This window comes from Ruegeria sp. YTSC106, from assembly GCF_059609765.1.
The window spans coordinates 1-23944 of record NZ_JBXWMI010000003.1; the positions used below are offsets into that span (position 1 = coordinate 1).

General features: G+C 56.4%; 23 protein-coding genes. 12 read left to right on the plus strand and 11 right to left on the minus strand.

Translation table 11 applies throughout. The annotated features are described in order from the left end of the window. Positions 1 to 406 precede the first annotated feature (406 nt). The 3 genes from AC2FEB_RS04365 to AC2FEB_RS04375 are packed head-to-tail and all read left to right on the plus strand — an operon-like array spanning position 407 to position 2589. Positions 407 to 1777, plus strand: a complete 1371-nt coding sequence (locus AC2FEB_RS04365) for a DUF8370 family protein (protein ID WP_496883857.1) — start codon at positions 407 to 409, stop codon at positions 1775 to 1777. Between the two features lie 9 nt (positions 1778 to 1786). After that, a complete protein-coding gene (locus tag AC2FEB_RS04370; protein WP_496883858.1) occupies positions 1787 to 2176 on the plus strand; it encodes a hypothetical protein in 390 nt (129 codons plus the stop codon). Continuing rightward, positions 2173 to 2589, plus strand: a complete 417-nt coding sequence (locus tag AC2FEB_RS04375) for a hypothetical protein (RefSeq protein ID WP_496883859.1) — start codon at positions 2173 to 2175, stop codon at positions 2587 to 2589. The genes AC2FEB_RS04370 and AC2FEB_RS04375 overlap by 4 nt, the downstream gene beginning before the upstream one ends. Positions 2590 to 2842: 253 nt before the next feature. On the opposite strand, the gene AC2FEB_RS04380 is transcribed toward AC2FEB_RS04375, so the two are convergent. The 7 genes from AC2FEB_RS04380 to AC2FEB_RS04410 all read right to left on the minus strand — a co-directional run bounded on the left by AC2FEB_RS04380 (position 2843) and on the right by AC2FEB_RS04410 (position 11299). Continuing rightward, positions 2843 to 3475: a tyrosine-type recombinase/integrase gene (locus AC2FEB_RS04380; RefSeq protein ID WP_496883860.1), complete on the minus strand. Its 633-nt coding sequence runs from the start codon at positions 3473 to 3475 to the stop codon at positions 2843 to 2845. A gap of 314 nt (positions 3476 to 3789) precedes the next feature. Continuing rightward, on the minus strand, positions 3790 to 4635 hold the full coding sequence (locus tag AC2FEB_RS04385) for a crotonase/enoyl-CoA hydratase family protein (protein WP_496883861.1): 846 nt from the start codon (positions 4633 to 4635) through the stop codon (positions 3790 to 3792). A gap of 2 nt (positions 4636 to 4637) precedes the next feature. Further along, a complete protein-coding gene (locus AC2FEB_RS04390; RefSeq protein ID WP_496883862.1) occupies positions 4638 to 6071 on the minus strand; it encodes an aldehyde dehydrogenase family protein in 1434 nt (477 codons plus the stop codon). 15 nt (positions 6072 to 6086) lie between these two features. After that, on the minus strand, positions 6087 to 7691 hold the full coding sequence (locus AC2FEB_RS04395) for a class I adenylate-forming enzyme family protein (RefSeq protein ID WP_496883863.1): 1605 nt from the start codon (positions 7689 to 7691) through the stop codon (positions 6087 to 6089). Beyond that, positions 7684 to 8475, minus strand: a complete 792-nt coding sequence (locus AC2FEB_RS04400) for a crotonase/enoyl-CoA hydratase family protein (protein ID WP_496883864.1) — start codon at positions 8473 to 8475, stop codon at positions 7684 to 7686. Before AC2FEB_RS04400 ends, AC2FEB_RS04395 begins: the two co-directional genes overlap by 8 nt. Then, entirely contained in the window at positions 8472 to 10085 is a 1614-nt protein-coding gene (locus AC2FEB_RS04405; RefSeq protein ID WP_496883865.1) for a class I adenylate-forming enzyme family protein, read from the minus strand. The genes AC2FEB_RS04400 and AC2FEB_RS04405 overlap by 4 nt, the downstream gene beginning before the upstream one ends. A 2-nt stretch (positions 10086 to 10087) precedes the next feature. Then, entirely contained in the window at positions 10088 to 11299 is a 1212-nt protein-coding gene (locus AC2FEB_RS04410; RefSeq protein WP_496883866.1) for an aminomethyl transferase family protein, read from the minus strand. Positions 11300 to 11451: 152 nt separating this feature from the next. On the opposite strand from AC2FEB_RS04410, the gene AC2FEB_RS04415 reads away from it, so the two are divergent. Next, a complete protein-coding gene (locus tag AC2FEB_RS04415; RefSeq protein ID WP_496883867.1) occupies positions 11452 to 12336 on the plus strand; it encodes a LysR substrate-binding domain-containing protein in 885 nt (294 codons plus the stop codon). 362 nt (positions 12337 to 12698) lie between these two features. Here the strand turns inward: AC2FEB_RS04415 and AC2FEB_RS04420 are convergent, their stop codons facing one another. Then, complete coding sequence (locus AC2FEB_RS04420; protein WP_496675381.1) at positions 12699 to 13148, minus strand: Lrp/AsnC family transcriptional regulator; 450 nt, start codon at positions 13146 to 13148, stop codon at positions 12699 to 12701. A gap of 207 nt (positions 13149 to 13355) precedes the next feature. On the opposite strand from AC2FEB_RS04420, the gene AC2FEB_RS04425 reads away from it, so the two are divergent. From AC2FEB_RS04425 to AC2FEB_RS04445, 5 genes are all read left to right on the plus strand, one after another. Next, positions 13356 to 14198 (plus strand): transporter substrate-binding domain-containing protein, encoded by an 843-nt coding sequence (locus AC2FEB_RS04425; protein WP_496675383.1) that lies wholly within the window; start codon positions 13356 to 13358, stop codon positions 14196 to 14198. A gap of 84 nt (positions 14199 to 14282) precedes the next feature. Beyond that, the gene (gene ehuC, locus AC2FEB_RS04430; protein ID WP_496675385.1) at positions 14283 to 14948 is read left to right on the plus strand and encodes an ectoine/hydroxyectoine ABC transporter permease subunit EhuC; all 666 of its coding nucleotides are present in this window, start codon (positions 14283 to 14285) and stop codon (positions 14946 to 14948) included. Between the two features lie 3 nt (positions 14949 to 14951). Then, on the plus strand, positions 14952 to 15653 hold the full coding sequence (gene ehuD / locus AC2FEB_RS04435; protein WP_496675386.1) for an ectoine/hydroxyectoine ABC transporter permease subunit EhuD: 702 nt from the start codon (positions 14952 to 14954) through the stop codon (positions 15651 to 15653). 1 nt (position 15654) lies between these two features. Continuing rightward, positions 15655 to 16470 (plus strand): ectoine/hydroxyectoine ABC transporter ATP-binding protein EhuA, encoded by an 816-nt coding sequence (gene ehuA / locus AC2FEB_RS04440; protein ID WP_496675388.1) that lies wholly within the window; start codon positions 15655 to 15657, stop codon positions 16468 to 16470. A 12-nt stretch (positions 16471 to 16482) separates the two neighbouring features. Continuing rightward, positions 16483 to 17274, plus strand: coding sequence for a maleate cis-trans isomerase family protein (locus tag AC2FEB_RS04445; protein WP_496675390.1), 792 nt, complete (start codon positions 16483 to 16485; stop codon positions 17272 to 17274). Positions 17275 to 17331: 57 nt separating this feature from the next. Here the strand turns inward: AC2FEB_RS04445 and AC2FEB_RS04450 are convergent, their stop codons facing one another. Genes AC2FEB_RS04450 through AC2FEB_RS04460 form a run of 3 tightly spaced genes read right to left on the minus strand, consistent with a single transcriptional unit; the run spans position 17332 to position 19659 of the window. After that, on the minus strand, positions 17332 to 17703 hold the full coding sequence (locus AC2FEB_RS04450) for a cupin domain-containing protein (protein ID WP_496675392.1): 372 nt from the start codon (positions 17701 to 17703) through the stop codon (positions 17332 to 17334). Between the two features lie 10 nt (positions 17704 to 17713). Next, complete coding sequence (locus AC2FEB_RS04455; protein WP_496675394.1) at positions 17714 to 18880, minus strand: M24 family metallopeptidase; 1167 nt, start codon at positions 18878 to 18880, stop codon at positions 17714 to 17716. Positions 18881 to 18912: 32 nt separating this feature from the next. Next, a complete protein-coding gene (locus tag AC2FEB_RS04460; RefSeq protein ID WP_496675396.1) occupies positions 18913 to 19659 on the minus strand; it encodes a GntR family transcriptional regulator in 747 nt (248 codons plus the stop codon). A 106-nt stretch (positions 19660 to 19765) separates the two neighbouring features. On the opposite strand from AC2FEB_RS04460, the gene AC2FEB_RS04465 reads away from it, so the two are divergent. From AC2FEB_RS04465 to AC2FEB_RS04475, 3 genes are read left to right on the plus strand one after another with little or no spacing between them, the layout of a single operon-like run. Then, positions 19766 to 20632 (plus strand): phytanoyl-CoA dioxygenase family protein, encoded by an 867-nt coding sequence (locus AC2FEB_RS04465; RefSeq protein WP_496675398.1) that lies wholly within the window; start codon positions 19766 to 19768, stop codon positions 20630 to 20632. A gap of 5 nt (positions 20633 to 20637) precedes the next feature. Further along, positions 20638 to 21450, plus strand: a complete 813-nt coding sequence (locus AC2FEB_RS04470; RefSeq protein ID WP_496675399.1) for a maleate cis-trans isomerase family protein — start codon at positions 20638 to 20640, stop codon at positions 21448 to 21450. 25 nt (positions 21451 to 21475) lie between these two features. After that, positions 21476 to 23920 carry a GcvT family protein gene (locus AC2FEB_RS04475; RefSeq protein ID WP_496675400.1) on the plus strand — a complete coding sequence of 815 codons (2445 nt, stop codon included), beginning with the start codon at positions 21476 to 21478 and terminating at the stop codon, positions 23918 to 23920. The last annotated feature ends 24 nt before the right edge of the window (positions 23921 to 23944 follow it).

The following is a 23944-nucleotide window of genomic DNA, read 5'->3' on the forward strand; positions in this document are numbered from 1 at the left end:
CCAAAGGTATTCCTCTCGGCCATCGCTCTCGCTGCTACAGTCCTATTCTGGCTGTAATTCAATGAGTCTGGAGCCTAAAGATGTCTCCGGAAGAATGGGCGGGAAGCGGTCGTTCGCTGCAGATGCGAGGTGTGTCGCGAACAAACTGAATGCAGACATGGAAGAACACTATCTGCAAGGGTCCCGACGTAACGGCCCCGCTAGACAGCGCTCGAAGTGGGAAGGTTGGGCACACAAAATACCCACAGATAGTTGTGGCAAGGCACACGCATGCGGTGTGTGGTATTGCACCACTCTCTCCACATCTGGTACGTTTATCCAGATGTTCCCCATCACTCGGTAATTTAAGTAAACTTCCAGCGTTGCGCACCGCAAGTTGGCACAACCCCAGAGGCGCATTTCTAGATTGTTGATTAGACCAAGACTTACCGACTATCATGGCATACATGCGGCTCAGGTCGATCTTGACTTCGCCATTCCATTTCTTGACGAAGACATTCCACTCTATCTTGACCCATTCATGCTTTGGCGATCTCCGTCGCAGCAAGATCAGGCAATGCACACCGGTCTCGTAAACGCATTCAATCATTTGGGCCTTCTTGCTTCGCAAGGCAGAGAAGACGAAGCCATTGCAACGCTTATCATTGCGTCTGAATGCGATGAGGTTGGCCTTGGCACATCGCTTACCAGAAAAGGCAAAAGGATTGGATCGGAAAAGGCCAAGGAAATTATCGCTCTGTTTAAGGCGATACCTCAATACCAGCAAAACGGCTTCCGTCATTTTGAAGAAATTCAGTTCTTTGTTGAGGGTATTTCGAAAGACAGAATCTCAGACATAAGCTGCAACTTCTTGAAGTCTTTCCTCATAGATTTCACTATTGATCAATGTGACAAACTTGGCGTCCCTACGCAGCCATGTACCGTTGAGAATGTTTACGACTATCGCGCGAATAGGTTTGTTCGAGAAGACGGTGTTGCGTTGCCTGTGAACCCGGAGAATGGCGCACCGATCATTCTTGTTCCCAAAAGATGGATGCGATTTGCGCCGTGGATCAACTACGACGACTACTATGAGAAGCACTGCCCTCAAGATGAGATTTCGCATAAGGCGGAAGACCTTACGCGGGTTAAAGTCCTGAGCTATAATCGCCACAACTACGGGGTGATAGAGAAATACATTCAAGCGAAGGAGCGGAGTTTCGAGGATTGTGAGAATGACCCGCTGTTTTCGCAGATTCCAGTAACCTCAGCTAAACGCGTTTTTGCCCAAATCAAAAAATTGCCAACGGGAAAGACAGACGGGGCGGACACCAAATATGAGAATCTAGTTGGGAGATTGCTGCCATCGCTGTTGTACCCAAAACTCGATTTTGCCCAAGAACAAGCACGCACCGATGATGGCGTTTCCATACGCGACCTTATTTTTTACAACACGCGCTCCACCCCGCTTCTGCGAGAACTGATGGACGACTACGCGTCGCGCCAAATTACGTTCGAGATGAAGAACGTCGCGGAAATTGGGCGCATCCATTTCGACCAGATAAACCGCTACCTAACCGATGATCTTGGTAAGTTCGGGGTTTTCGTGACCCGCAATCCGCTAAAGAGAGCTGAAACAGCACGTGCAGTAAATCTCTGGGCGGGACAACGGAAGGCAGTCATCACTTTGACGGACACTGACTTGGAACAAATGGTCGAAGTGTTTGATAGCAAGCAGCGAGACGCAATTGATATTTTGAACAAGAAATACGTCGAGTTCCGACGTGAATGCCCATAGGAGACGGATGTGGAAACGAATGAAGATGTTGAACAACTTGAGAAGCTGATTGGTCAGTTACAAGGAATGTACGCCGAGATTGGCGCCCTGGCAAAGAAAAGCCCAAGCGACTCGGTTAACGGATTCAAACTCAAGCTGATAAACAAGGTTCTTGAGGCTGGTAATTCCGTGCTGGGGGCCGGGTATAAGCCTTTTGATGAGTTTGATGTTTTCGATAGCGACGACGCGCCGACAACCAGCGATGTTACCATGGTTATCGCTCAATACATTGAGGAAGCTGAGAGGTTTCGATCAGACAATGTTAGGCAAGATAATCTTGGCCGATGGTATTATACCGTCGGCGGAGACATCGGAACTATTCAATCTAGCCCTCCAACGAGAATTGGCCGCAAGAGATGAGTTTTGAAGACGAGTATGATCTTGAATTTGTGACGACCGATGCTCTGGTCGAAGAGTATGAGGCGAGCAACGATGTTTTTACCGCTTTGCTAAACGAAGTTAAGGAGTTGTCGAAGAAGAAGCCCGACGCGACTATGAATGCGGGTAAGGTCAAAATCGTGAACCGCGTTCTTCAAAACTTGTTGATAGTATTGGAGGGGCAACCTCAAACCAAATATCTTGAACTTCTTGACGATGAAGCTTTGCCACAGGTGAGTGACGCGGTCTTAATCATGGTCCAGTTTAAAACTGCGCTGAAAGCATTTAAGGAACGGTACACCCGGTATATTCTGCGCCAAAGCAGGTGGGTAACAGAAGAACTAGTTGCTGTATTAAAGGAAGAATATGATTTTGAAGATCCTCAGGACGGGTGATGGAGCGGTGGTTTGGTCAGTAAATGCTAGTACTTCCCGAACAGTTTGCTGACCCGGAGGTTTTGCGGCACGAGATACTGCGAGGCGAACGCCGCGTTATTCAGCGCGAACCAGTGTCACCATGACAAGAAGCGTTGCGCGATGAACTGGTTTCGCACACGCGGCGAACGGCAGGTTCGAAGAGCCGCGCCACAGCATTGCAGGTCAGGGTTGGATGTCTTCTTTGGGCCGTCCGTTAAGACGGCCCAAATTGCTAGATTTCAATGGCCTCTGCAATCGCAAGGGCATCTTCCAGTTCAACGCCGAGATACCGGACCGTGCTGTCCATTTTAGTGTGCCCAAGTAGCAGCTGGACCGCCCGCAAGTTGCCGGTCTTCTTGTAGATCTGTGTGACTTTTATCCTCCGCATCGAATGCGTTCCGTATGCGCTGGCCTCCAGACCGATCGACGTGACCCAATCCCGCACGATCCGGGCGTACTGGCGTGTCGAGATGTGCAGACGTTCATGGAACCGCCCCGGCCATAGGTATTCCGAGCCGACCATGAGCTCATCTTCCATCCACTTTTCCACCGAGGCGCGTGTGCCCTCGGATATCTCAAAACGCACAGGTTTCTGTGTCTTGCTTTGCAGCACCGATGCCCGTTCCTTAATCTGACCAGACGCCATGACGTCGACGACTTTCATCTTCACAAGGTCGCAGCCGCGGAGCTTGCTGTCGATGGCCATATTGAACAGCGCTAGGTCTCGATGGTTCTCGGCCAGTTCAAGTCGAACACGGATTGCCCAGACGTGTTTTGGTTTCAATGGCCGTTTCTGCCCGACGATGCGGCCCTTGTTCCAAGCAGGGCGAAGCGCGCGAATGGCTGGTAAGTTTGGTGTTTCCATGACTGATCCTCCGATCCGCCATGCCCTCCCACAACGACAACCCGACGTTGACTACGGCAACATATCACATAATGCTGCTTTGCCTCCGAGGTCGGCTGTGAGCCCAACCTGTGAATTGGTTTTTTGTGCTGCGTGCGTTTGCAGCGGAAAAACTGCCGCGCATGCATAGGTCAGAGTGCTGCTGCACGACGAGAAGAGCCGCCATTCGTTCGGAGCGCAGCGGGTTTTCCCTATTCTATACTCGGGCGGCGGGATTTTTTCGTAATTTGGCACGCCAACGCGAACGGTTGGTGCCAAGTAATTCGCGGGATTTGTCAGTCGAAGGGTTTGTTGCGGGTCCAGTCGAAGGTCCCAGTGTCCCGTTCCTGCACTGCCTGTTTCCAGCCGACTTGCTCCACGCGGGCTTTGAAGTTCATGCCCTCGGGTGAATGGCGAGTGATGCCGTCGAACACGGTGGAAAGGCGCTGTGTTTGGTTGATCTTTTCCTCTACTGTGGAGTTGATCACCATCTTCTGCATGGACAGCTGGTTGATTGGCACGGATGCTATACGGGCGGCCAGCGCCTCGACCTCGGCATCGAGCTGATCGTCAGGCACGGATTTTAGCACCAACCCCATCTCGGCAGCCTCAACCCCGCTGATCTTGTCACCCGTGAACATCATGCGCTTGGCCTTTTCCGGTCCAAGCCGGTGCACCCACATTGCAGTTGTCGGACAGCCCCAAACGCGGGTGGGCATGTAGCCAATTTGCGCGGTGTCCCCCATAATCGTGAGATCGGCACAGAGCGCGATGTCCGAGCCGCCCGCGACAGCAAAGCCATGCACCTTGCAGATCACCGGCTTCATCGCCCGGAACAGCGACATGAAGGCCTGTGTGTTCGCCCACATGAACTGGAAATCCTGCATCGGGTCCCAGGGCATGTCCTGCACTACCTTGTTGGGGCCGTTATCCTCGGCGTAGTGGGCCAGGTCGTAACCTGCGCAAAAGGCCTTCCCTGCGCCAGACAGTACCATCACGTGGATGTCTCGGTCATGGTCGGCCTCTGCCACCGCCGCCGCCAATTCGCGCGGAAGATCATCGTCGATGGCATTCATCACTTCAGGTCGGTTCAGAGTGATCCGCCCGATCCGGCCATCTTTTTCATAGAGAACTTTTGCCATGCCTACTCCCAATCGCTGACGGCTTTAACCTCCAGGAACTCCTCAAGACCCCAGACACCGCCTTCACGACCATTGCCCGACTGCTTCATGCCGCCGAAAGGCGACCCGGACCCGCCGAACTTACCGTTCATCTCGACCATACCAGACCGCAGCTGACGCGCGACCCGGCGTGCGCGGGACTTGTCCGTAGTCTGGACGTAGTTCGTCAGGCCATAGGGCGTATCATTCGCCAAGGCGATGGCCTCTTCCTCAGTGTCGAAGGGTGTGATGCAAAGAACAGGCCCAAAGATTTCTTCTTTCCAGATCGCCATATCAGGCGTGACATCGGCAAAGATCGTGGGGCGCACGAAATGACCCCGGTTCAGCCCGTCGGGGCGACCAAGGCCACCCGCGATCAACCTGGCGTGTTCATCCATGCCACGCTTGATCAGGTATTGGATCTTGTTGAATTGAGTTTCAGACACGACCGGGCCGATCTGGCGGCCGTCAATATCCGCCGGTCCGACCTCTGTTTTTTCGGCCACTGTGCGGGCGGTTTCAACGGCCTGGTCGTATATCGAGCGCTCCACGAGCATCCGGGTCGGCGCGTTGCAGGACTGGCCCGAATTGTTGAAGCAGTGCCGCAGGCCGCGTGTGACGGCCTTTTCATCTGCATCGGCGAAGATGATGTTGGCCCCCTTGCCCCCCAATTCGAGGCTGACGCGTTTCACGGTGTCTGCCGCGGCCTTGCTGATCGCGACCCCAGCTCGGGTTGACCCGGTGAAGCTGACCATGTCCACGTCCGGGTGCGCGGTGAGATGCGCGCCAACACCGGCACCATCACCGTTCACAAGATTGAACACGCCGGGCGGGAAGCCCGCTGCATCGATCATCTCGGCCAGCAGAATGGCGCTGAGCGGCGACAGTTCCGACGGTTTCAAGACCACCGTGCAGCCCGCCGCCAGCGCCGGGGCGACCTTGAGCATCACCTGGTTCATCGGCCAGTTCCATGGGGTGATCAGGGCGCAGACACCAACCGGCTCGTATAGGATCATGTCGCCAGGCGCGTGATCCCCCAAGGGGCGCTCAAAGGCAAAAGCCCTGGCCGCCCGAATGGTGTTCTTGAGATGCCCAGCTCCGGCACCGACCTGTGCTGTCTTTGCAAGTGCGATGGGTGCACCCATTTCGATGCTGATGGTCTGCGCCATGTCTTCGGCCCGCGACTTGTAGACCTCCATCAACCGTTCCAGTGCGGCGATCCGTTCCGAGGGGTCTGTTGCCGCCCAGGCCGGGAAGGCTGCCTTGGTCGCGGCGACGGCCGCGTCGGCATCAGCGACGCCGCCCAAAGTGATCGTGGCGATCTTCTCCTCAGTCGACGGGTTCTCAACCGCCATTTCGCGCCCGTCGATCGAAGCTATCCATTGGCCGTTGATATAGTGTCTGGTTGCGTCTTGCATGGCGGTTCCTGTCAGTCAGAGTTCAGCATATTCCCCGGCGACGAAACGATCGCGGAGAACGAATTTCTGGATTTTGCCCGAGCCGGTCAGGGGAAAGCCTTCGACCTGCACCCAGACATTCGGGGTTTTCTGCGGCGACATATTTGCGCGGCAATGGGCATGCAGCGCGGCTTTGTCGAGTGGTCCTGTGCCGCGGATGAACGCGCCGATGACCTCGCCCCATTTCGGGTCGGGCAGGCCGACCACGGCGACCTCGGCCACGCTCGCGTGCTCCAGCAGGCAGTTCTCGATTTCGGCTGGGAAATGGTTCTCGCCACCCCGGATGATCATTTCCTTGACCCGGCCCGTGACGGAAACGTAGCCGCGGGCATCCATCCGGCCCAGATCGCCCGTATGCAGCCAGCGATCTGCGTCGACAGTCTCGGACGTGGCCTTGGGGTTGTCGTTGTATTCCAGCATGACACATGGGCCGCGCGCGCAAATCTCTCCGACCGCGCCAATGGCAACGGCGAGGTTGTCATCAACGCTGCGGATCGAAACTTCGGTCTGAGCCACCGGCTGGCCAGCCGTGTTGCAGATGTCGTCAATACTGTCTGACGAGTGGTGTTGGGTGATCACCGGACAATACTCGGTCTGGCCATAGAGCGTCGAAAATCCGGCCCCCATCAGGTTCTGCACCCGGCGCACCAATTCGGGCGCCACCATCGAGCCGCCGCAGCTGACAAGCTTCAGGGCCGACAGGTCGCGCGGGCGTTTTTCCTGCGCGTCAAGCAGCGCGACCACCATGGTCGGCACGCCAAGGATGATGTCAGCGCCGCTCGCTTCCAACTGATCCAGCACGATGTTCGGGTCAAAAAGGCTGACCAGCACCATTCGGCACCCCGCCTGAAGGCACCCAAGAGTGACCATCCCGCAGCCCGAGGTGTGAAACATCGGCATGATGTTAACCCAGGTGGTCGCCTTGGTTGCGCCGCAGCGAGAAGCGTAGAACCGTGCATTGTTGACCAATCCGCGATGGCTGAGAACAGCGCCCTTGGGAAAACCTGTTGTGCCGGACGTATATTGGATCATCGCAGCGTCGCCCGGGGCAACTTCGGGCAAGGCAGGCGGGCGGGTGCCCTGTGCAAAGAACGCGTCACTTTCCATATCTGTGACTTCGCGGATGGCAGCGATGTCGGTCACGACCTCAGCTCCAATCCGGCCCATTGGGTTGCCGCGGAATTCCTCGACAAGGAACAGGGCAACCGCGCCGGATTGTTCCAGCACATAGGCCAGTTCGCGCGCCTGAAAGGCTGGGTTCGCGGTGACCAGAACCAGCCCTGACAGCGCACAGGCATATTCCATCAACACCCATTCTGGGCTGTTGGGTGACCAGATCACCACCCGTTCACCGGGCGCAAAACGACTGGACAGCGCCAGCGCAAGTCGCTCGGCCTCGGCCAGCAGTTCGGCATAGGTCCAGCGCTGCCCTTCTGATCCGTCCTGCCTGACTTCGACCAAGGCCTCGGCATCCGGGCGCGCCGCAGCAACCTCGCGCAGCAATGCACCGATGGTGATCTCGCGCGTCTCCATGTCGGACTGGGCAGGAGCACGGGAGGTGGTGAGGGTCAAATCATACATCGCTGAAATCACCGCCACGGCCCTTGCCGCTGGCAAACCGGGTGGCGCCTTGGACACCTTTGGTGACCTCGGCCTTGCTGCCCTTCCATTCCTGTCGAAGAGCGTCACGTTCAGTTAACCCGTGCTGGGCCCGCACAGACCGGCGATCTGCGCGCATGCAGCTTTGGGGGAAACGGGCGATGTCATGGGCCAGCGCTTCGGCCTTGGTTCGCGCGTCGCCTTCAGGCACGACGTATTCGCACAGCCCAATTCGCAGCGCCTCTTCCGCATCGACGCGGCGACCGGTCAGGATCAGGTCCATCGCGCGGCCTTCACCCACCAGACGCGGCAGGCGCACCGTGCCACCGTCGATCAATGGAATACCCCAACGGCGGCAGTAGACCCCCATGAAGGCGGTTTCTTCCATCACCCGGATATCGCACCAAAGCGCCAGTTCCATGCCACCCGCCACGGCAGGCCCGGCCACAGCGGCGATCACCGGTTTGCTGAGCTCCAACCGGCTGGGTCCCATGGCAGCCATCGGCGGCTCACCCTCATCGGGAAAGTCGAACGGATCAAGCGCCTCGGCCCCGGCAAGGGAGGCTGCATGCTTCAAATCCCACCCGGCGCAAAAGGCACCGCCTTCGCCCCAGAACACGGCAACGCTGGCGGTGACGTCCGCGTCAAACGACTGGAACGCCTCAAAAAGTGCAGTGGCACTTTCCGGATCCATGGCATTGCGAGCCTCAGGGCGGGAGTGGATGATGGTCCAGACCGGACCATCCTTTTCGACGCGAACGCTCATTGCAGAACCTCTCCGTAGTTACCTGCGAGGAACTTCTCACGAATGGCGAATTTCTGCACCTTGCCAGAGCCTGTCAGCGGGAAGTCCGGCACACGCACCCAGACCGATGGCGTTTTCTGCGCGGACAGATGCGCCCGGCAGTGGGTGCGCAAATCAGCCACGTCGAGGGGTTGGTCGGACAGGATGAATGCCGCGATCACTTCCCCCCATTTCTCGTCCGGCAGGCCGACTACGGCCACCTGAGCGACTTGCGGATGGGTCACAAGCACCGCTTCGATCTCGGCCGGGAAATGGTTTTCACCGCCGCGTATGATCATGTCCTTCACACGGCCAGTCACCCTCACGAACCCCTGGGCATCCATCGTGCCCAGATCGCCGGTATGCAGCCAGCCTTCGCCATCGATGGCGGCGGCGGTAGCCTCCGGGTTGTCGTTATAGCCGATCATCACCGCGTAGGATCGCGCGCAAATCTCGCCCACTTCGCCTATTGGGAGCACACGATTATCTTCAGGCGAACGGATCGAGACCTCGGTCTGTGGCAGCGGCTGGCCAGCCGTTTCCACGATCTGTTCCAGTGTTGCCTCGACAGGGTTCAGGCAGATCATGGGACTGTGCTCTGTTTGCCCGAAAGCGCTGAGCAAGTGACAGCCCAAACGGTCCCGCACCCGTCGGACCAGATCGGGTGGCACCGGCGCGCCGCCCGTCGTAATGACCTCAAGCGAGGCCATATCGCGTGGAGTTCTATCAAGCGATTCCAGCAGATTGAACAGCATGGTGGGAACGGCGAAACAGGTTGTTACGCCCTGTTCCTCTATCAATCGCGCAAAGACATCCGCGTCGAACCGCTTGATCAACAGCATCTTGGCCGCGGCCTGAAGGCACCCAAGCGCGCCCGTGGCACAGCCCGCCGTGTGAAACAGCGGCATAAAATTGGCCCAGACCGAGTGCGGCCCAACCTGCTTGCGCGCGCAGAAAAGCCGCGCGTTGTTCACAAGGTTTTTGTGGCTGAGCACCGCGCCCTTGGGAAATCCGGTTGTTCCCGAGGTGTACTGGATCTGCGCGGCATCATCCGGCTGGACGTCCGGCAGCACGGCGGGCCGTTCTCCATAGGCGTAGAGCGCGTCCTCGTCTTCCAGATTGACGACCTCGCGCAGGCGCGTGTTGCCTTTCGTCGCCTCGCGCGCAATCTCAGCCATCGGATTGCCTCGGAACCCGTCCACCATGAACAGTCCGATGGCACCGGATTGCTCCAGCACATATTTGAGCTCGGAGGCCTGAAAGGACGGATTGGCTGTAACCAGAACCAGCCCCGCCAGACCGCAGGCATACTCCATGAAGATCCACTGGGGGATATTGGGTGCCCAGACGACGACCCTGTCACCCGCTTCGAACCGGGTGGCGAGGGCCCTGGCAAGGCTCTCGGCCTGCGCCAGCATCTCCGCATAGGTCCATGACTGGCCACAGTCACCACTGTCCGCGACATCCACCATCGCCACGGCATCCAGGTGGCTGGCTGACACCTCTCGCAGCAACCCACCAACCGTGACGTCGCGGATATCCGCATCATTCTGCGCCGGGAAGTGCGAGGTGGTGAGCGTTAGGTCATACATGGTTATTCCGCCGCTATTGGGCTTGTGGGGATGTCGACAAGCTTGCCGCGCGGAATGAGCCGGTCCGCGTCATACATCGGCAGGGTGCAAAGCTCGCCTCTTTGAGTGGAACCATCGGCGCAGAGCACATCGACCTGCGTGCCGGGCCCCTGCGCAGGGTCATCCATGCGCACGATGCAAACACCACAGCCCTGATACGGCGAATAGCCCGAGGAACAGACACGGCCGACATCTTTGCCATCAATGGTCATGACGCGTCCAAGCTGCGCCACGCCGCCGGACACGCGCATGCCCCAGGTGCGGCAGGATTCATCGGCGGCCTCCAGTGCTTTGCGGCCAACAAAGTCACGGTCGTCAAATTCGACAAAACCGCCAAGCCCTGCGTCGAACGGCGTCGTCTCGGCTCCGAAATCCGACCCAGCGTTGAGCAACCCGGCCTCAATCCGCCGCGCGCGGAACACTGGCGTTCCGGTCAGCAGGATGCCGAATGCCGCACCGACCTCCATGATACTGTCGCCGATGGCTGGGATGTTGGTGTCGGGCAACATATAGACCTCCCAGCCAAGCTCATTGGTGAAGCCTGACCGGCTGATCCAGCAGGTCTGGCCCGCGATGGAGACCTCAGCGCAATCGAAATAGCGGAAAGGATCGGGCATAGGTCCGTCCAGTACCGCAGCCAGCAATTCCAGCGAACGCGGCCCCTGGATCTGGCTGACCCAGACGTTGGGGTCGTGGATTTTCACGTCCAGCCCCTCGGCGTGGGCCTTGTACCAGCTGAACAGGTCGCCGTCGGCCTGCGCCATCCAGAACCTATCCTGCGACAACCGTAGCAGCACCCCATCGGTGATCATGCCGCCATCGTGGTAGCACGCAAATTGATAGGAGCAGCGACCCGGCTTCACCTTGCTGACGCTCCGTGTGAACACTTTGTTCAACAGGGTTTCCGCATCCGGCCCGCTGATCTCGATCGGCAACTCGCCGGTGTGGCGGAAGATGACATTGGTGCGCACTGCCCAATACATCTCGTCATCTGTGGCCGTGTCGAGTTTCTCCGGCGTCAGGCGCGAGTTGTAGAGCGTGTATTCGGGATCGAAGGGCAGTTCCATGTAGCTCAGCGGATGCGCGGGCATGGTGCGGGCAAGCTCGCGCGGGCGCGCGCCCTTGTTCAGCAAAGCCTTGGCAACGAAACGATAGTGAGAGAGGTCGGCTGTCATGTAATTCACCGTTCAGAGTTGTTAGACGCCTGCGGGTGATCTTCGACAAGGACAGATGGATGCCACGCATTAAGTTTTGGATATTCTGTGATGCGGCCTTGGCGCAAATCTAATGATTTGCACAAGTCGTTCGAAAAAATTAGACAATATTCATGCGCTTTCGTTCTTATGATGCCCTCAAGACCTTTGATGCCGTTGCCCGCAATCTGTCGATGACCAAGGCGGCGGACGAGGTGCATCAGTCGAAAGGGTCGATCAGTTACCAAGTGGGCAAGCTTGAAGCCGAGCTCGGCTTTCGCCTGTTCGAGCGTGCGCACGCCAAACTGGAACTGACGGAGGAAGGGCGCAGGTTGTGGCATGTGTCCCAAACGGCCCTAAGCCAGATCGACCGTGAAATCGAAGACCTGCGTGGCACCGCATCAGGCGCCGTGACCGTTGGCGCGCTGACCTATTTCTCGTCGCGGTGGTTATCGCCAAGGCTCACACGGTTCTTCGAGGCCAATCCCGGTATCAGCCTGCGGATCGAACCGATCAACTCCGTGGAAATGTTGAGATCTGTCAAAGTCGACATTGCTATCCTCTGGGGAATTGGCGGCTGGGAGGGTCACAAAAGCGAACTTCTTCTGTCCCTGCCTGCCGTTCCAACCGCAAACCGCGCAGTCGCAGAGCAGGTAAAGCGGCTTGGACTGGCCGAGGCGGTCAGGCAGCTTCCGCTCTTGGGGGACAGCTCCGGCGATACGGGTTGGCGGGCCTGGCACAATGCCGCGGGGCTACCTTACGCGCCCAGCCGGTCCAGCTTGACCATCCCGGACTCAAACAGCCGCGTTCAGGCGGTGGTAGATGGCCAGGGGATCGCCCTTTGGGATGATCTGGTCGCGCCTGAACTTGGCGATGGAACGCTTGTCAGATTGTCCGATGTCAGAGTTGAAAACGCGGGTTACTTTGTCGTTTTCACAGATCGGCAGGTGTCTCAGGGTGCGGAGGCATTCTTGGACTGGTTGCGGGCTGAGAACGATCGCAGCGATGGGCCGGTTTAGGATCCCCCGGGTTCGCAGCGCTTGAACGGCGGGTTTGGCGAATCCTGCCGCGACGCCGAATTTTCCCCTCGCATGAGCGACAGCTTTCTGCGTCAGCAATAGCCGCGTTTGCACAAGTCCGGTCTGTCCCGCAGACTGTGAGTTCGCTTGTGCTGAGGCTTTGGAGTCGCAGCGAATGACTGGTTCGACGGGCCGCACTGCAGCATCCAGACCGGTACGTGAACGGCAGGAATGGGCCGTCGTTAACCATCCTGGTCGAGCAAACTTGCCAGATGCTGGGCCGCTTCCGTCGTCCGCGGTGATCCACCGCAATCGCTTAATCAGGTCATCGTTCTCAAAAGATCGCAACAAAACCGAAAAACTTACAACGTATCGAGAGAGACTTTGACACGGTCCATAACAATTGAGGACGTGAACTTGCTTACGTTTGACTCGTCAAAGAAGAACTCTTGTGTGAAGGCCTCATAGGCTTTGACGTCCTCGACGATCACGACCAGGATAAAATCAGCCTCGCCGGTTGTGTAGTAGCATTGCTGCACGCCCGGAGCGACCTTCATTCTTCGCTTGAAAGAATCCAGGTGCAATCGGCTTTCCCTTTCAAGCATGACCTGCACGATAACCGTCAATTCACGGCCCACCTTAGCCGGCGACAAGACAGCGATTTCGTTCTCGATCACACCGGTTTCCCGGAGTCTTTTTAGGCGTTTCTGCACTGCAGGAGGCGACAGGCCAATCTCATGTCCAATAGTGTCGGCAGTCAACCGTGCATTCGATTGCACAAGGCGAAGTATATCGAAATCTTTGTCGTCCATAGCTTGGTGTATGATGAAGATTCAGGCTGTGACAACATATTTAGTCACGATTCTAGCAAATTTGACGAAAAACATCACATTTGACCGATACACTGATGTGCATATTGAGGGCTTAACAAAAAATCGATGGCGCTCGGATAGCGAGGACGGACCCTCAAGGCCGCGCAATGTGGCGTGGGTAAGTCCATCATCGGCATGGAGGTGAATATGCCAACGAAGTTTACAACAACGTTGATTGGAGCAAGCATCGCGCTTGTAAGCACAACAGTCGCTGCTTTTGCGGGTCCACTTCAGGACCGCATCGATGCGGGTGAAACGATCCGCATTGGCTTTGCGAATATCCCACTTTGGGGTTATCCGGATGAAGCTGGAAAAGCAGATGGCTTTACCAATGACATCGCAATCGAAACGCTGGCGAAGATGGGTTTAACAAACGTCGAGCCGGTTGTGACCGACTGGGGTGGGTTGATCCCCGGTCTGAAGGCCGAGCGTTTCGACCTGATCACCGGCGGCATGTATATCCTCAATTCACGATGCGAGAACGTATCCTTTTCTGAACCAGTTGCGAAATCGGGCGACGGGGTTCTGGTTGCTACCGGAAACCCAAAGAACATTCACAACTACGCTGACATTCTGGACGGCGGTCACATCATGGTGACCGGTGCAGGTTACAACACTGTTGAAGCAGCCAAGAAAGTCGGCATAGATGATGCCCACCTGATGCAGGTACCAGGCCCCACCGAAATGGTCGCGGCATTGAAAGCTGGTCGCGCAGATGCGGCGATTCTGACCTACTTCGAAGCATCCCACCTTGCCGATGATCACGAAGAGATCGAGCTTGGTGATGCCTCAAAGATGCCAGATTGGAGCATGAATTTTGCTGCGATCGGGTTCCGTCATGAAGATCAGGATTTCCTTGCCAAGTTCAATGAAGCACTGGCTGGTTACATCGGGACTGACGAGATGATGGCGAAGGTGGCCGATCATGAATACACCGAGAACCATCTGCCAGGCGACACTACCGCCGAATGGACCTGCGCAAACCGCTGAAGTCTCGGAACCAATCCATTGATTGCTGTGGCAGGCTGATCGGCCTGCCACACTCTTTGTACACCAGACAACTCGGGTGGCTTCATGGGCTTTTTTGAATTTGTCAGCGTTTATTGGCCGCGTTTGTTGACAGGAACCGGTATCACAGTTGCGCAATTTTTCCTGTCCGCCATTTTTGCAGTTCTCCTCTCTTTGGCGTTTGGCTTGATGAAGATGTCGAGCAACCGCGCTGTAAAGGGCTTTGCAGTCACCTACATTGAAATCTTCCGGGGTACTTCGCTTTTGGTCCAGCTGTACTGGATCTTCTTTGTCTTGCCTCTTTTTGGTGTGACCCTTGAGAAGTTCACCGCTGGATATGTAGCGATTGCCATGAACACCGGTGCATACGGCGCCGAATTGGTGAGGGGCGGCATCTTAGCAGTGCCAAAGGGCCAGTGGGAGGCGGCAACCGCGATAAACATGAGCCCGGCCAAACGCATGTGGAGGATCATTCTACCGCAGGCCTTGGTGAACATGTTGCCACCCTGGGGGAATTTGATGATCGAGGTTCTGAAAGGCACAGCTCTTGTGTCTCTGATCTCGGTCGCTGACCTGATGTTCCAGGCCAAGCAGATCAACGCAAGCACTTACCTCTCCGCTCAGATATTCGGCACTGCATTGATCATCTATTACATCCTCGCCCGGTTCCTGCTGACCCCTTTCATGCGCTGGTTGGAAGCGTTCATGTCGCGCAAAATGGGGAGGGCATGACCCATGTTTGAGTGGCTTTTTACTGATGATTGGTTTCCGAAATTCGACTGGCGATGGGATTTTGCCTGGGAAATCCTGCCCCGGCTTCTTGAGGCTACGCTGAACACTCTGATTGCAGCGGCGGCCGGTTATCTGATCGCTCTGGTCGTTGGTCTGTTCCTGGCGCTCGCGCAGCGTACCGGATACCGCACGGTGACGTTTGTGGTACGCGAATTTGTCGAATTCGTGCGGTCGACACCTCTGCTGCTTCAGATCTTCTTCATTTTTTACGTCGGACCACAGTTTGGCGTCACGCTCAGCCCTTGGGTGTCTGGAATGATCGCCATCGGGCTGCACTATTCGTGCTATCTTTCCGAAGTCTATCGCGGAGGCATTGAAAGCGTACCGAAAGGGCAATGGGAAGCTGCGACTGCACTGAATATGTCGACCCTGCAAACCTATAAACGCGTTGTGATCCCGCAAGCGATCCCTCCGGCCATTGCAGGTCTCGGCAACTATCTTGTCGGCATCTTCAAAGATACGCCGATGCTATCAGTGATCGGGGTAGCAGAACTGATCCACACCGCAAATGCCATCGGTTCCGAGACCTGGCGCTATCTGGAGGCGTATACAATGGTGGGCATCATCTTTTTGGTGCTTTCGCTGCCCGCCGCTGGTCTAATCCGCGCGCTCGAAGGTTTCGTGCGCCGCAAATTGGGAATGTAATATGGAAGAATTGTCAGCTTATCCGCTGGAAATCACTGGGGCAGATGCACCGATGGTCAGTTTCAGAAAAGTGCGAAAAGCCTATGGATCGCTGGTGGTGCTGGACAATCTGGATCTGGATGTGGCTGCCGGTGAGATGGTGACGATCATCGGACCTTCGGGATCAGGAAAAACCACCGTTCTACGCATGCTGATGACGCTTGAGCAGATCAACGGCGGCGTGATCTATGTGGACGGCCAACCGCTTACCCATATGTCCAAAGGCGGAACTCTTGTACCCGCAAACCAACGGCACCTGCGCAAACGGCGCGCCGATATCGGCATGTGCTTTCAGCACTTCAATTTGTTCCCGCATATGACGGCACTTGAAAATTGCATGGAAGGTCCTGTGCAGGTTCTAGGTCTGCCCAAGGCCGAAGCGCGCGCTCGGTCCGAAGAGCTGCTGGAACTGGTCGGCATGATCGACAAGAAAGACCAGCATCCCTCCCGCTTGTCAGGTGGTCAGCAACAGCGGGTCGCCATTGCCCGCGCGCTGGCGATGCGCCCCAAGGTGATGCTGTTTGACGAGGTCACTTCCGCGCTGGATCCAGAAGTGATCGGTGAGGTTACAAATGTCATCCGCAAGCTGGTGTCGGAACACAATCTGACCATGCTCATGGTGACCCATCAAATGGGCTTCGCCCGCGATATCTCGGATCGGGTATGTTTTTTCTATGACGGCAAGATTGAGGAACAGGGTAAGCCTGCAGACCTGTTCGGCAATCCTAAGAGGGAGCGAACCCAGCAATTCCTGAGCGCCGTCAAAGAAGCAGTATAAGGAGCGGTCTGAATGTTCAAACCCGGAGATAAAGTCAAATCGAAAGATTGGAATCCGGTTTTAGACGCCGGAAGGCACCACAGGGCCAGGCTTGGATTCATCCTGATGTCCACCGATCTGGCCGCAGAGGCCGATTTTTTCGACATGGTCCCCGAAGGGGTGGCAGTACACATCACGCGTCTCAAGACCGAAGACTATACCACCAATGAAACCCTTGCCCGCCACATTGATCACATGGCCGAGGCCGCCGCACGCATTCAACCCGACCTGAAACCCGATGTTGTCAGCTATTCCTGTACCAGCGGCTCGATTGTCATCGGTGAGAACCGGGTGATGGCCGAAATCAGCAAGGGCGCCCCCTGGGCACGGCCCATGTGCCTGGTGAAGGGTGTGCTTGACGCATTGAACGAATTGGGGGCCAAGAAATTGGTAGTCGGCACGCCTTATCTTGATGAGGTGAACACCGCAGAGGCCGAGTATCTTCTGAACAAAGGATTTGAGGTTCTGGATATTCAGGGGCTCAATCTGGCGACAGGTACCGAGATGGGACAGGTCGCGCCTGATTTTTGGAAGAGGTTTGCAATTGCCATCGACAGGCCCGACGCGGATGTGATTTTCCTGAGCTGCGGTGGCATTCGTTCGCTGGAAGTGGTGGCCGAGATTGAAGAGGCAGTCGGAAAACCGGTCATCACCTCAAATCAGGCACAATTCTGGAGTTGCCTCAGACGCGCCGGAATTACGGACGAGTTGGATGGGTTTGGTCAGATATTCTCGCGTAAAGGTATTTCGTTGTTGCCTGGCTGACAGTGCGGTGTGAGCCACGAACATTGTCCGTTTTCCGAAACGCACGCCACTCTGGCATCAGTACTCCTCAGCCTTGTGACCAAAAAACACCTTTGTCACTTCTTCATGAACATCCCAAGTCACGCGGGTACCGTCACGAACGAACAATGTATCGCCAGGGCTCAACTCGCGAGATTTGCCGTCATCGTGGCGTGTGATACGACAGTGTCCGGACAGGATGGTCATCAACTCGTCACCCTGTTCGGTACATTCCACCGCACCCGCCGTGCAGCGCCAGATACCAAACCGCGTCGTGTGACCTACCCCACCTAGATCAATCCGACCATAAGTTTTGGGTGCACCCTTCGTGATTCGATAGTCACTTTCAGGATTGTCGAAAGACCAGAATTCCAGCTCACCGACATCGTCCCCAGGTTGATATTTGAACATCGTGTATCCTTTAGATAACAGGCAGGTCAGGCGATGCACGCGTCGTTAGCAGACGTCCGCCGGTGGGTGTTACAACGATGTTCTCTTCGTGGACCATCATCAATCCATCACCATAGGACAACGACGGTTCCAGAGTCAGAACCATGTTTTCCTTCAGCTCGGTTGTATCAAATGCGGCATGTGACGGTTGCTCGGTCAATTGCATGCCAAGACCGTGTCCAAGCCGCCCGATATCGCCACCGCTATCGTCCATCTCGGCAATCACATCCGACATGGCCCGGAACAAGTCGCAGCAGGTAGAACCGGGTCGCGCCGCAGCTATTCCAGCCTCGGTTGCGCGCCACAACACATCATAGGCGCGGCGCGCGTCATCATCAGCCTGACCAATCGCCCAGTTGCGGTCAAAATCGCAGAAGTATCCGTCCCAGGTGCAACCGGTGTCGATCATCAGAATATCGCCTGCCTGCAACGGGCGCTGTGATGGTGGCGAGATCACATCGGAATATCCCCCAGGGGCCGCCCCGCCGACAACATAAGGCGCGTCGTCCGCCCCTTGCGCCAACGCTTCGCGGCGGAATTGGCGAAATACATGGTCGAGCGGCATACCCTCGGACATGATCTCGGGTACGCGGGCGAAACTGGCTGAACCGATGCCGCAGATATGGGCAAGCTTCTTTATTTCGGCCTCGGATTTAACCATGCGCAATCCCTGTACCAGCCGAGTGGCGTTGCCGATTTGTAATCCAGGCAGCCCCGCAATCAGGCGCTCCCAGTCTCCCAGTGGCATGCGCAAACCCGTCTCATGACCCTTCATCACGCCTATCTTTTCGCGACGTGACGCATAAGGATACAGCAGTCCCGTCAAAAGACTGATCCCGTCATCGTCGGGCGCAGGTGCGCTCCAGGTGCGGATGTCGTCAAGCCAGGAACGGCGCATCAACTCGGCACCGATCTCAGGAACGATGGCGATGGGCTTGCCTTCAACCGGGACAAACAGAAACCAGGGCCGTGTCGGGCTTTGCCAAAACAATGTGTGAAAGCCACTGAAATAGCGCACGTCCGGTTCGCTCATTAGCAGCAGCCCTGCCAGACCTTGTTCCGCCATCAAGATTTGCGCGCTTGTGGTACGCGCCTCAAACTCGGCATTGGGAAATCCGCGTTTCAACGTATCAGCCATTTTTCACCCTTTCATTCCCCGATGTTACCGCCTTAGACCTCTTGATTGACGAATGCCCGGGCGGAAAACTCAGCCAATTCGCCGCGCCACATCTGAAGACCGATACAAAACGGCACATCTTCGGTGTCACGGATCACTTGTTCCAGCTCAATTCCCGCATGGTTCTGGGGCAGGCCAAGCAGCTCTGATTCTTTAGCATTCATTCCGCGCATGCGGATCGTGATGTCACCGATCTGGGCACTTGTTGCGTAGTATTGTTCAAGCAATCTTGTCGTCGATTGCCGCAGATCATGGCCTAAAAGATCGGGGCAGCGGCTAGCAATGACATGTTCGGTTTCCACGAAGATCGCGTGCCCGCCCGTCCGAAACAATCGTGTGTAGCCGAACAATACCTCATCCGGCGAGATATCCAGCAACCGTGCCAATCGCGCTTCGGCCGGACATGACCAACTGGCGATCACTTCGATTTCAAGATCCGTGCCATCTGCTAGCGCATCAGCGGCAAAACTGATCTTGCGACTGATATCGTAAGTCAGCCGCGGCGGAGAAACGAAACGCCCACGCCTTTGTTCGCTATAAGCCAGCCCCTCCATTTCCAACGCCTCAAGCGCCCGTCGGGCCGTCATTCGGCTGACGCCGTGTTGTTCTGCGATCATGCGCTCGGACGGCAGGGCCGTGTGTTCCGGCAGGGTTCCGTCAACAATATGCTGGCGAAGTGCATCGACAATTTGCCTGAAACGTGGAGCAACAGGTGCGTCAGAGAGGTGTGGCTGGGTCAAGTGCAGTGCTTCTTTTGTAAGATTTTTCTTTGTGTAACACTGCCTCTGGTATATACCAAGAATAAATCTGGTATATACCAGAGTCTTGGTTGGGAGGATTTCGAAAATGACACTGACGAAGGATCAGAAAGACCAGTTCTGGCGCGATGGAGTTTTGGTGGTCGAAGATGCCGTAACCGCAGATCAGCTAGCCGACCTGCGCCACGTATTTAAGCAATGGGTGGACGAAAGCCGCGCGCATCAGGACGATTATGGCGAAACGCTGGACGGACGCCCGCGATTTGATCTGCAGCCTGGCCATACTGCTGAAGTACCGGGTCTGCGTCGGGTGCAGTCGCCCGAAGAAATCTCAGAGGTTTTTGCCGATACAATGCGCAACGCCAGAACCGTCGAACTTTGTGCCGATCTGATCGGGCCGGGAATTCGGTTCCATCATGGCAAGGTCAACTCCAAGCTTCCGGGAACAGCAACTGAGGTCAAATGGCATCAGGATTTCCCGTTCGAACCGATGACCAACCACGACATGATTACGTGTCTTCTGTTCATCGATGACGTAACCTTGGAAAACGGCCCGCTGGAGGTTATCCCGGGATCACATAAGGGGCCCATCCATTCCCATTGGCATAATGGCACCTTTACCGGTGCCGTTGCCTCGGAAGTGATGGAGGGACGCGACGACGAGATCGTCAAATGTACCGGTAGGGCAGGCTCGGTCTGCCTGATGCACGCCTGCCTATTACACGGCTCGGCACCCAATCTGTCAGATCAGCCACGTACGCTGTACATTGCTACCTACTACGCCGAAGACGCAATCGAACTCAGCCCGAACCACCTGCCCAGCACTTTGACGCATGAACTGGTCCGCGGTCAGGCCTCTGGGCGGGTGCGTTGCTCGTCTTATGAGATGGAGCTTCCTGAAGTCCCGGATGGCACATCGTTCTTCGCGCAGCAGGAAGCAACCGAGGTCGGGTAACAAACATGACAGAAGGACATGCCGCTACATACGGAACACAAGATAGAACTCGGATTGAACGCTTGTCATTTACCACCGACTCCGGTGCCGGGGATCGTGCGCGCCTGGGCCTTCTGGTCCTTGAATCTGATCAGACCATGGAGTGGGAATTTCGTAACCTGACCGACCTGCCGGGCGTTTCCGTCTATCACGCACGACTTGCGAACGAAGTGACGGTTACGCCCGACACGTTAGCACAAATGGAGCGGGAGTTGCCCGTAGCTGCCGGATTGCTGCCAAACTATCTGGGACTGAAGGCCATCGGTTATGGCTGCACCTCGGGAGCGACAATCATCGGGGAAGACCGCGTAGCTGAAATCATCGCCAAGGAACATCCAGACATTCCGTCGACCAACCCGCTGACAGCGGCCAAGGCGGCGATAGCCGCGCTCGGCGTCAAACGATTAGGCCTTCTGACACCCTATTCACCAGACGTGACTGATGCGATGCAATCCCGGTTCGACGCAGAAGGCATTTCTGTACAAGTCGTGGGCTCGTTTTACGAGGAAAGCGATCTGATCGTCGGCAGGATCGATTCAGAATCGATCCTGCAGGGTGCGATCTCGGTAGGCTCTTCAGACAATGTGGACGGGGTTTTCATTTCGTGCACAAGTTTGCGTGCCGCCACTATTATCCCAGCCGCTGAACGTGCCCTGAACAAGCCGGTCACAGCGAGTAATCATGCCCTGGCCTGGCATCTTCTGCGCCTAGCCGGCATTCCCGATACTCTGAGAGGTGCAGGCTGCCTCTTCGAAGAACAACTTTCAAGCGCTGCCTGAGCCACAATCGGAAGTCGAGAAAACCATGCAAAAACAAATCCCTGACCATGCGCAGGTTGTCATCATTGGCGGCGGTATTCACGGCTGCTCAGTCGCCTATCATCTGGCTCGCGAAGGTTGGAAGGATGTCATTCTGCTGGAACGTAAACAGTTGACGTCGGGCACCACGTGGCATGCCGCCGGGTTGGTCGGGCAGTTGCAAGGCAGCCATTCGACTACGGCTTTTGCGAAATACGGCATAGAACTGTTGCAAGATATCGAGGCTGAGACCGGTCAGAACCCTGGCTTCCGCCAGTCGGGTTCGATTTCCATCGCGGTGAATGATGAACGGATGGCGGAGTTAAAGCGCAAGGCAGACTTCGCCGCGCTCTTTGGGGTTGAGGCGCACTATGTCTCTACTCCTGAAATTGCCGAGCGCTGGCCCTTGATGAATGACGAGGGCGTGTTAGGCGGTATTTATATGCCATCCGATGGCTCGGCCAATCCAATCGATCTGACACAGGCACTGGCCAAGGGCGCACGGAAGCATGGGGCCACGATCCGAGAAAACGTGCTCGTCGAAGAAGTTCTGACAAAAGGTGGAAAAGTCACCGGGGTTCGGACTGACCAAGGCGAAATCCGGGCGGATGTGGTGGTCAACTGCGGTGGCATGTGGGCGCGTGAACTGGGGCAGCGAAGTGGCGTCGGAGTACCTCTTCACGCCTGCGAACATTACTATCTGGTGACCGAGCCAATTCCGGACCTTCCTAGCGATTTGCCTGTTCTCCGGTCCTATTGTGATGGCACCTATTGGAAAGAAGACGCGGGCAAATTGTTGTTTGGCTTTGCTCACTTCCAAGCCAAGCCCTGGGCGGTCGATGGCATCCCGAACAGCTTCGAATTCGACAGCCTGCCTTTTGTCGAAGTCGACGTGATGGAAGTGCTGGAACTGGCGATGAACCGTGTGCCGTTAGATTGTGGTATTCGTACTTTCTTCAATGGGCCTGAAAGTTATTCCTATGATGGTCGGTTCACTTTGGGCGAAGCGCCCGATCTGAAAGGATATTTTATCCTGGCCGGGGTGAACTCGACGGGGATCCAATCGGGCTCGGGGGCCGGCAAGGCGCTGGCAGACTGGATCATGAAGGGTCACCCGCCGATGGATCTGTCCGAAATGGATCCTGCGCGGTGCGAAGAATTTCAAGCGCGTGATCCCTACTTGCGCGAACGCTGCCCCGAAACGCTTGTACTAACCTACGCAATGCACTGGCCGAACCGTCAGCGGGAAACCCTTCGCAACCTGAGAAAAACGCCCTTCCACCACGCTATGAAGGCCCATGGCGCCTGTTTCGGCGAGGTTCAGGGATGGGAGCGCCCGCTGTTTTTTGCGACCGATGGGTCGACACCAAAAATCGAATACAGCTTTGGACGCCAGAACTGGTTTGACTTTGCACAGGATGAACAAAAGGCAGTTCGGAACGCGGTTGGTATGATCGACTATTCCATGTTGGGCAAGCTGATGGTCGAAGGGCGTGATGCCGAAACTTTTCTGCAACGGATGTGCACCAACGATATGGCACTGCCCGTCGGTCGCGTGGCTTATACGTTGATGCTGAACGATCGCGGCGGCATCGAAAGCGATGTGACCGTGGCGCGCCATCGCGAAGACCGTTTCATGGTGATGAGTTCGATCTCTCACACTCGGCGTGATCGCGATTATCTGCGCGATCATGTCCAGCCCGGAGAAGACGTGCGTCTGCGCGATGCCACCACATCCTATGGCGTGCTGGCAATTTGCGGGCCAATGGCGCGTGAACTACTGGCCGCTGTCAGTGACATCGACACTTCCAACGCAGCCTTCCCCTTCAACAGTCTTCAACGTTTCTACATCGGTCACGCTGAGGTCTTTGCCCAACGCCTGTCCTATACGGGTGAACTGGGGTGGGAGATTTTCGTCACTCCGGACTTGGCCGAGCATGTTTTTGACGTTCTAGCTGAGACGGGGCGCCCCCTTGGCCTAAAACTGGTTGGGGGCGAAGCATTGAATGCTTTGAGACTCGAAAAGGGGTTTGTCCATTGGGGTCACGAAATGGCCTATACCGAGGCGCCGCATCAATTGGGGCTCGACTTTGCGTGCAAGCCGAAAAAGCCGGTGCCGTTCATCGGCCGCGATGCGTATCTTGCACGCAAAGCCGAAGGTCAGGGACCATTCCTGTGTGCGATCAAACTCAGCGACCCCGGTCCACTATTGCACCATAACGAGCCAGTGCTACGCGATGGTGAGATTGCCGGATATGTGACCGGCGGCGCATATAGTGCCACGGCGGGAACCTCTGTAGGTATGTGTCTGGTCTCACCGTCCGAAGGCGAAACCACACGGGCAAGTGTTCCGGCCGGGCGCTGGACCGTAATGATCGAAGGCCATGAGGTTGCAGCCGAGGTCAGCCTGACACCATTCTTTGATCCAAAGAACACTCGCATGCTTAGTTGATCAGATTCGCCCGAGTACAGGAGT

Excerpts from the sequence above, each read along its gene's own strand:
- AC2FEB_RS04410 (WP_496883866.1), bottom strand. The coding sequence starts at position 11,299 with ATGACAGCCGACCTCTCTCACTATCGTTTCGTTGCCAAGGCTTTGCTG.
- AC2FEB_RS04425 (WP_496675383.1), top strand. The coding sequence starts at position 13,356 with ATGCCAACGAAGTTTACAACAACGTTGATTGGAGCAAGCATCGCGCTT.
- AC2FEB_RS04415 (WP_496883867.1), top strand. The coding sequence starts at position 11,452 with ATGCGCTTTCGTTCTTATGATGCCCTCAAGACCTTTGATGCCGTTGCC.
- AC2FEB_RS04455 (WP_496675394.1), bottom strand. The coding sequence starts at position 18,880 with ATGGCTGATACGTTGAAACGCGGATTTCCCAATGCCGAGTTTGAGGCG.
- AC2FEB_RS04475 (WP_496675400.1), top strand. The coding sequence starts at position 21,476 with ATGCAAAAACAAATCCCTGACCATGCGCAGGTTGTCATCATTGGCGGC.
- AC2FEB_RS04465 (WP_496675398.1), top strand. The coding sequence starts at position 19,766 with ATGACACTGACGAAGGATCAGAAAGACCAGTTCTGGCGCGATGGAGTT.
- AC2FEB_RS04400 (WP_496883864.1), bottom strand. The coding sequence starts at position 8,475 with ATGAGCGTTCGCGTCGAAAAGGATGGTCCGGTCTGGACCATCATCCAC.
- AC2FEB_RS04405 (WP_496883865.1), bottom strand. The coding sequence starts at position 10,085 with ATGTATGACCTAACGCTCACCACCTCGCACTTCCCGGCGCAGAATGAT.
- ehuA (WP_496675388.1), top strand. The coding sequence starts at position 15,655 with ATGGAAGAATTGTCAGCTTATCCGCTGGAAATCACTGGGGCAGATGCA.
- AC2FEB_RS04470 (WP_496675399.1), top strand. The coding sequence starts at position 20,638 with ATGACAGAAGGACATGCCGCTACATACGGAACACAAGATAGAACTCGG.
- AC2FEB_RS04385 (WP_496883861.1), bottom strand. The coding sequence starts at position 4,635 with ATGGCAAAAGTTCTCTATGAAAAAGATGGCCGGATCGGGCGGATCACT.
- ehuC (WP_496675385.1), top strand. The coding sequence starts at position 14,283 with ATGGGCTTTTTTGAATTTGTCAGCGTTTATTGGCCGCGTTTGTTGACA.
- ehuD (WP_496675386.1), top strand. The coding sequence starts at position 14,952 with ATGTTTGAGTGGCTTTTTACTGATGATTGGTTTCCGAAATTCGACTGG.
- AC2FEB_RS04420 (WP_496675381.1), bottom strand. The coding sequence starts at position 13,148 with ATGGACGACAAAGATTTCGATATACTTCGCCTTGTGCAATCGAATGCA.
- AC2FEB_RS04445 (WP_496675390.1), top strand. The coding sequence starts at position 16,483 with ATGTTCAAACCCGGAGATAAAGTCAAATCGAAAGATTGGAATCCGGTT.
- AC2FEB_RS04390 (WP_496883862.1), bottom strand. The coding sequence starts at position 6,071 with ATGCAAGACGCAACCAGACACTATATCAACGGCCAATGGATAGCTTCG.
- AC2FEB_RS04450 (WP_496675392.1), bottom strand. The coding sequence starts at position 17,703 with ATGTTCAAATATCAACCTGGGGACGATGTCGGTGAGCTGGAATTCTGG.
- AC2FEB_RS04380 (WP_496883860.1), bottom strand. The coding sequence starts at position 3,475 with ATGGAAACACCAAACTTACCAGCCATTCGCGCGCTTCGCCCTGCTTGG.
- AC2FEB_RS04395 (WP_496883863.1), bottom strand. The coding sequence starts at position 7,691 with ATGTATGATTTGACCCTCACCACCTCCCGTGCTCCTGCCCAGTCCGAC.
- AC2FEB_RS04375 (WP_496883859.1), top strand. The coding sequence starts at position 2,173 with ATGAGTTTTGAAGACGAGTATGATCTTGAATTTGTGACGACCGATGCT.